The organism is Mesorhizobium sp. P3_A9 (assembly GCF_056402975.1).
This window is the reverse complement of record NZ_JBFUGJ010000302.1, coordinates 1-7028: the sequence shown is the minus strand read 5'-3', so window position 1 is coordinate 7028 and position 7028 is coordinate 1. Positions and strand designations below refer to the sequence as shown.

The 7028-nt window shown below is 63.2% G+C and carries 5 protein-coding genes and 1 pseudogene; 1 reads left to right on the top strand and 5 read right to left on the bottom strand.

The window, feature by feature from the left end; all coding sequences use genetic code 11:
* From murQ to murA, 3 genes and pseudogenes are all read right to left on the bottom strand, one after another.
* A pseudogene (gene murQ, locus AC1DX0_RS27850) lies at positions 1-258 on the bottom strand (N-acetylmuramic acid 6-phosphate etherase); the annotation flags it as partial.
* A 141-nt stretch (positions 259-399) separates the two neighbouring features.
* A complete protein-coding gene (locus AC1DX0_RS27845; RefSeq protein ID WP_477221021.1) occupies positions 400-1299 on the bottom strand; it encodes a glucosamine kinase nucleotide-binding domain-containing protein in 900 nt (299 codons plus the stop codon).
* Complete coding sequence (murA, locus tag AC1DX0_RS27840; protein ID WP_477221022.1) at positions 1296-2552, bottom strand: UDP-N-acetylglucosamine 1-carboxyvinyltransferase; 1257 nt, start codon at positions 2550-2552, stop codon at positions 1296-1298. Before murA ends, AC1DX0_RS27845 begins: the two co-directional genes overlap by 4 nt.
* Before the next feature lie 172 nt (positions 2553-2724).
* On the opposite strand from murA, the gene AC1DX0_RS27835 reads away from it, so the two are divergent.
* Positions 2725-3585: a MurR/RpiR family transcriptional regulator gene (locus tag AC1DX0_RS27835; protein WP_477221023.1), complete on the top strand. Its 861-nt coding sequence runs from the start codon at positions 2725-2727 to the stop codon at positions 3583-3585.
* Between the two features lie 3 nt (positions 3586-3588).
* Here the strand turns inward: AC1DX0_RS27835 and AC1DX0_RS27830 are convergent, their stop codons facing one another.
* Positions 3589-5778, bottom strand: a complete 2190-nt coding sequence (locus AC1DX0_RS27830; RefSeq protein WP_477221024.1) for a TonB-dependent siderophore receptor — start codon at positions 5776-5778, stop codon at positions 3589-3591.
* 136 nt (positions 5779-5914) lie between these two features.
* The gene (locus tag AC1DX0_RS27825; RefSeq protein WP_477221025.1) at positions 5915-6799 is read right to left on the bottom strand and encodes a helix-turn-helix domain-containing protein; all 885 of its coding nucleotides are present in this window, start codon (positions 6797-6799) and stop codon (positions 5915-5917) included.
* Positions 6800-7028 lie beyond the last annotated feature (229 nt).

Sequence of the window (7028 nt, the reverse complement as noted above, 5' to 3'; positions counted from 1 at the left end):
GAGAACCCCAAGCCGCCCACTGGTGCCAGCGCCCATATAGATCAGCCGCGCGCCTTTCTGGAAGGCAAGCACGATGCGGTCGACGGCGGTAGCAATGTCCGGCAGCACCTTTTCGACAGCCGCCGGAACAAGCCTGTCCTCGTCATTGATCTTGCGCAGCACATCGATGGTCGGCAGCAGGTCGATGTCGACAGTCCTCGGGTTGCGGCCTTCGGAAACCAGCCGACCCAGCTCGGACATCAATCCTTGTTCGGTCATTCCAGTGCTTTCAAAATCATGCTGCCCGGCATAGCTCAACGGGCACCAGTGCAAACGGACCTTGGGTCCGTTATCGCGGGTTTTCTTTTGTTAACTTTTTAGAATTGGATATTCACATCGTCAACAAGAATTTGGAATATTTTATTCCTTCTCTCGCGAAGGCTGCCGTGCGCAGAGCGACCTTTTGGCAAGGATGATCGCGCCGGACACGGCGTCGCCGTCGGCGGGCTTCAGACGGCGCCGCACATCGGGCGAAAGCCAGGGTTCAAGCGGGCTGGCGAGGCCGCCCAGCAAGGTGACGCGCGGCGCGCCTTTTTCGAACAGCACCCGCACCAGCGTGTCGATCTGCTCGGCGGCACTCTGCACGATGCGCCGTCCGGCCGGATCGCCCTGGTCGGCATGGCGCATCACCATTGGCGCCAGCGCCGCGTAGTCGGTGGCGCTGGCGCGGTCCATCCAGGCAACCGCTTCCATCGGGTCGCCTTCGAAGCGCTGCATCACTTCCGCCAGCAGCGCCGTCCGCTCGTGCCGGCCGTCATGGCCGCGCAGCGCCAGCTGTACCGCCTTCAGGCCAAGATCGGCGCCGCTGCCTTCGTCGGAGATCGGAAAGCCGTAGCCGCCGACGCGCAGATCGCGGCCCTCGACGAAGCCGAGGCCGATCGAACCGGTGCCGGCAATGACGATGGCGCCGTCCTGACCGGAATGAGCGCCGAGGCAGGCGCCGACGCCGTCGCTGACGAAGTCGATGCTGGCAAAGGGATGCGCGATCGTCCGCAACGCCTCCAGCGCGCCCTTGCGGCCGATGCCGGCAAGGCCGATGCCGGCGCGAATCCCAGCGATCTCGGCTGGCCCGAACCCCGTCTCCTCGAGCGCCGCGCCAAAGGCTTTGGCAATGGAAGCCCAGGCCGCGTCGATGCCGAGCCGCGTCGTTGCCGGGCCGGACAGGCCTTGCCCCAGTACGGTTCCCGCCGCATCCTCGATGCGGGCCCGGCAGCCGGTGCCGCCACCGTCGACGCCGAGAAAATAGTCCACGCCGCTCATGCGCTCAGCCGCTCGATGTCGGCGCCGCAAAGGCGCAGCTTGCGGTCCAACTGCTCATAGCCGCGATCGAGGTGATAGACGCGGTTGATGATGGTCTCGCCCTGGCTGACCAGCGCCGCCAGCACCAGCGACACCGAGGCGCGCAAATCGGTCGCCATCACCTGTGCGCCATGCAGTTTTTCACCACCCCGCACCAGCGCCGTGGTGCCTTGCAACTTGATGTTGGCGCCGAGCCGCATCAACTCCGGCACATGCATGAAGCGGTTTTCGAAGATGGTTTCGCGCAGCAGCGATGCGCCCTCGGCGCAACACATCAGCGCCATGAACTGCGCCTGCAGGTCGGTCGGAAAACCCGGATAGGGTTCGGTCGTCAGGTCCACTGCCTTGAGCGGCCGCTCGCGCGACACGATCAGCCCGCGATCGCCGGGCCAGACGCTGACGCCGGTGGCCTCAAGCAATTGCACCACCGATGCCATGTGCTCGAGTCGGGCGTGGGTCAGTTCGAGCTGGCCGCCGGTGATCGCCGCGGCAATGGCATAGGTGCCGGCCTCGATGCGATCCGGGATGATGTCGTGCCGTGCCGCATGCCAGCCGGTGTCGCCGGCGATCAGGATGCGATGCGTGCCGGCGCCCTCGATGCGCGCGCCCATGGCGCTGAGGCAAGCGGCGAGATCGGCCACTTCCGGCTCGCGCGCCGCGTTGAGGATTTCGGTTTCGCCCTTGGCCGTGGTCGCCGCCATCATCGCGGTTTCCGTTGCTCCGACCGATGGTGAGCTCAAGACGATGCGCGTGCCGGTGAGTCCATTGGGCGCTGAGGCGACGATCGAGCCGTTCTCGATCGCAATCCTTGCACCCAGTGCCGCGAGTGCCGCGACATGCATGTCGACCGGCCGCGCACCGATCGCGCAGCCGCCCGGCAGTGAAACCCGGGCATGGCCGAACCGGGCGAGCAGCGGCGCCAGCACCAGCACTGTCGCGCGCATCTTGCGCACCGTGTCGTAGGACGTCTCCTTGGAAACAGCGGCGCTGGTATCGATCGTCGCGGCATGCGCCGACCGCGTCACCTCGGCGCCGTGAAGACGCACCACGCCAAGCATGTTTTCGACGTCGGTGACGGCGGGCAGGTTGGTCAGTTCGAGCTGGTAGGGGCTGAGCAGGGCGGCGGCGATCTGCGGCAGCGCAGCGTTCTTGGCGCCGGAAATGGTGACCGCGCCTTCCAGTCTTCGTCCGCCGACGATCCGCAATCTGTCCATGGTTGAACCCTTGTATGGCGAAACGGGTGGTGGCGCGGTTTCGCTCGGAAGACCTGCCTCGAATCCTGGGCTTTCGCCGGTCCAATCGAGAATTAATTCTGCGTTCTTGGCTGTCAATCGAAATTGGAATAATTTATTCCTCTGACGAGCACCGAAGCGCTGTAGAGGGTTCATGTCCGTCCTGAAGACGATCAATGCGAAGCTCGACGGCATGGCGGCCGGCGATCGTGAGATCGGCCAGTACATCGTCGACAATCCCGACCGGATGCTGCGGCTGTCGACGGCAGCGCTTGCGGCCGAGATCGGCCGCAGCCAGTCGAGTGTCGTCAAGTTCAGCCAAAAACTCGGTTATGCCAGCTATCAGGAGCTCAAGCTCGCCGTCAGCGAGGCCAAGGCGCAGGACTGGCAGGTGCCGGCCGGCGTCATCCATGGTTCGATCGAGGTCGGCGACACCTACCCGGTCATCCTGAAGAAGCTGATCGGCAGCAAGCTGCTGTCGATGCAGCAGACCGTCGCCACCAACAGCGAGCGCATCATCTCCCGGACGCTGGAACTGCTGGATGGCGCGCGCCGCATCCATCTGGTCGGCGTCGGCGCCTCCTCGCTGGTGGCGCGTGATTTCTCCTACAAGCTGACGAAGCTCGGCCGCAACGTGCTGCACGACAGCGACAGCCACATCCAGATGGCCAATGCCGCGACGCTGGGGCCGGGCGACGTGCTGTTCGCGCTGTCCTATTCCGGCGCCAGCATCGAAACCTTGCGCATCGCCGAGCTTGCCCGCAAGCGCGGCACGACGGTGATCGCCGTCACCGGCCTGCACGACAATCCGCTGAGCCGTGTCGCCGACATCCGCCTCTACACCATCGCCGACGAGGAGCGCGCGCGCTCCTCCTCCATCACCGCGCGCGACGCACAGCTGACGCTGACCGATCTGTTGTTCATCCTTCTGGTGCAGAGGCAGCCGGACGCCAACGACTATGTCCACAACAGCGAGGCGGCGGTCTCCGTGCTGAAGGCCGAGCGCTCTTCGTAAGCGCTACCAAGTCGTGTGCACCTTCAGCTTGAACGAACGGCCTTCGCCGTAGGAGCAGGTCAGCGTCGTCTGGCAGCTGGCGACATAGGTCTTGTTGAACAGATTGGTGACGTTGAGGTCGACGCCCCAGTTCTCCTTCTCGTAGCCGAGTTTCAGGTCGGCCAGTGTCACGGCCGGCACCTTCGCCGTGTTTGCATTGTCGGCCCATGACGAGCCGATATAGCGCAGACCGCCGCCAATCGAGATACCGTCATACCAGTCACCACGGAATGTGTAGTCGGCGGAGGCCGAGGCCATCACTTCCGGGACGATAAAGGGCGTCTTGCCGATGAGCGCCGAGTTGGCGTCCTTGGTGATGTCGATATCGTAAGCGGTGAAGGCGCCCGTCACCCGGAAATCATCGGTAATGTTTACCTTGCCTTCCAGTTCGACGCCGCGCGAGCGCATTTCGCCGGTCTGCATCTGCGTGAACAAGGTGACATTCGACGGCACGTTCTGACGCGTCAGGTCAAACAGCGACAAGGTGAACAGGCCATCGACAAAGGTCGGCACATACTTCACGCCGACTTCATATTGCGTACCCTCTTCGGGCTTGAACAGATTGCCCGTCGCGTCGGTGCCGATGATCGGATTGAAGAAGGTTGCGATGCTGGCATAGGGGGTTACGCCGTTGGCGAACTCATAGGCGAGGCCGGCACGGCCGGAGAAATCGCCTACCGTGCTGCTCTGCGTGCTGGAGCTCGCCGAGTAGAAGGTCGGACGATTATCGGCGTCGAGCCAGCCACGGTCGTAGCGGCCATTCAGCGTCACCAGCCAGCCATCGCCAAAACGCAGCTGATCCTGCGCATAGAAGCCAAGCTGCTTCTGCGTCAGGTTCTGGTTGAGGTAGCTGACGCGCGGCGTCAGCGGCGATCCGTATACCGGATGGAAGGCATCAATGGGATTGTCGTAGTTGGGATCGTAGAGGCCAGAGGACTGTACCTGATCGATGTTGTAGTACTTGAAATCCAGACCGGCGAGGATCGTGTGCTCAATTGGACCGGTCGTCACCTTGCCTTCGATCTGGTTGTCGAGAAGGAAGGTCTTTGCCGTGGTGTCGTGGTCAAAATTTATTCGCGCCAGGTCGGTCGGCCCGCCGGTGAGCGACCAGCCGTTCGGATAGACACTGACCTCATTGATATCGGCGGCGGTGAAGCGGGCGTTGGAACGCACGGTCCAGTCATTGTCGAAATCGTGTTCGAACTCATAACCGATCGAGCCCTGTTCACGCTTGTAGAGATCGATGCTCGGTTCGGTGAAATTGGCATCGGGGTCGATGCGGCCGTAGTTCACCCCGCCGACGATCCGGTCCGTCACCGTGCCGTCATAAGGCAAGAAGCTGCCGCCATTGTGGTTCTCGTCGATGTGGCTGTAATTGGCCAGGATGGTCAGCGTGGTCGCTTCGTCCGGCTTCCAGCTGATGCTGGGCGAGATGAAGCCGCGCCAGCCATTCTGGAAGTCGCTGTAAGTGTCGCCGCCGGCGACCTTGCCGTTGATGCGGTAGCTGACCGTGCCGTTGTTGGCCACGTCGCCAATGTCGAAGCCGAGATAGACATTGCCGGCATCGTTGACGCCGGTTTCGACATAGCGCTTGCGTTCGAAGTCCGGCCGCTTGCTCACATAGTTGACCACACCGCCCGGATTGCTGCCGCCATAGAGCACGGAAGCCGGCCCCTTCAGCACTTCGATGCGTTCAAGGCCGAAGCTATCGACGTAAAAGCCGCCAAAGGCATAACTGAACAGTTGCAAGCCATCCATGTAGGTGCCGGTGGCCGTCGCATCGAAGCCGCGGATGTACAGCCAGTTGGTGTCGCTGTCCGGGCCGAACGGCTGGGCGAAGACGCCGGCCGTATAGCGCAAGGCCTCATCCACCTTCTGCGCGCCCTGGGCGTCGATTTCCTGCCTGCCGACCACCGAGACCGATTGCGGGATATCCTTGATATCGGTTGCCGTCTTCGAACCGGTCGTGGTCTTCTTGGCTACGACACCTCCGACCGGGCCGGTGGCGCTGCCGCCAGCCTCGCCCTCGACCACGACAGGTTCAAGCTGGGTGCTCGCAGGCACTGTCTGCGCGAAGGCGGCCATCGGCGGGATCATCGCGACAGCGGCGACGCCGCCCGCCAGAAGCGCCTTCATCCGGTAAAGTCTGCTCATCAGGAAAGTCCCCGCCTGTCGTCGTTGAGATACTTGATCGTTTACGTCAACTTATCTGCGGGTCATTGGACGGATTTGGGCGGCTTGTCCATTCTTGTCCAAACGGGGGACATCGCGGCTTCATGTTGCGGAAATGTCACGGGCTTTCGGTGCTCTTCATCCAGGCGCCGGGCGTCACGCCGACCACCGCCTTGAACACGCGCGTCAAATGCGCCTGGTCGAAGAAGCCGGTCGCCTCGGCAATGTCGGCAAGCGAGGCGGCGTCATGCGCCATCATCGCCTTGGCCCTGTCGATGCGCGCCTGCATCTGCCAGCGGTGGGGCGGTATGCCCGTCGCCGCCTTGAAGCCATGGCTCATCGCGGTTTCGGACAGGCCGGTCAGCGTGGCGAGATCGGCAAGCCGGATCCGGTCCAGGCAGTGCGCGTCTATATAGTCGGTGACCAGGCGCAGCTTGCGGCGCGACAGCGGCGACCGGCGCCTGGCGGTACTGGGCTGGTCGATCTGGAACAGGCTGGCGAACAGGGCGTTGAGCAGGCCCTCGCCATAGAGATCGTGCAGAGGCAGGTCGCTGTCGCATTCGGCGGCGATCAGGCCGGCCAGCATGGCGATCCGGTCATCGCGAAACTGGAAGCGCGACATCTGCAAGGCTTCGCCGTCAAGGCTGCGGCCGAAGCGGCGCATCAGCGTCGCCACGTCGAAATGCAGGTCGAGATGCCGGATGCGGCGCAGCCCCTCGACCCGGCCGCGGATCGGCACGCCGGCCGGAATGTAGGCCATGGAGAGGGCCCTGTCGTGGCGGCACGGTTCGCCTTTGGCGCCTTCGACGAAGAAGGCGCCGTCGCCATCCACGTCGAGTGCGACAAACAGACGGGGATCGGGGGAGACATAGTAACCCTCGGCCCTGTCGCCGCACGAGACATCCCAGAGGTCGGCAACCACGCCGTCCCACAGGTGCCATTTCAGGTCGCCGATGACGGAAAAGCCCTCGATCCGGCTTTCCATGCGCGCAACGAAGGTCAAGTCCTGTCTGTCTCCTGACATAATACATGATAAAAACTATCATGTTTATGCCCGGTTGCCGACTGCGCCGCAAGCCCCTTGCGTCACGGCTGTTCGAAGGTCGTCCGCACCAATGCGATCGATCAGCGGAGCCTAAACACTTTCGAGATAGGTCTCGATCTCGAAGTCGCTGACATTGAGGGCGAAGGTGTTCAGCTCCTGGCGTTTGCAGGCGACGAAGGAGTCGCGC

Excerpts from the sequence above, each read along its gene's own strand:
- AC1DX0_RS27835 (WP_477221023.1), top strand. The coding sequence starts at position 2,725 with ATGTCCGTCCTGAAGACGATCAATGCGAAGCTCGACGGCATGGCGGCC.
- AC1DX0_RS27830 (WP_477221024.1), bottom strand. The coding sequence starts at position 5,778 with ATGAGCAGACTTTACCGGATGAAGGCGCTTCTGGCGGGCGGCGTCGCC.
- murA (WP_477221022.1), bottom strand. The coding sequence starts at position 2,552 with ATGGACAGATTGCGGATCGTCGGCGGACGAAGACTGGAAGGCGCGGTC.
- AC1DX0_RS27845 (WP_477221021.1), bottom strand. The coding sequence starts at position 1,299 with ATGAGCGGCGTGGACTATTTTCTCGGCGTCGACGGTGGCGGCACCGGC.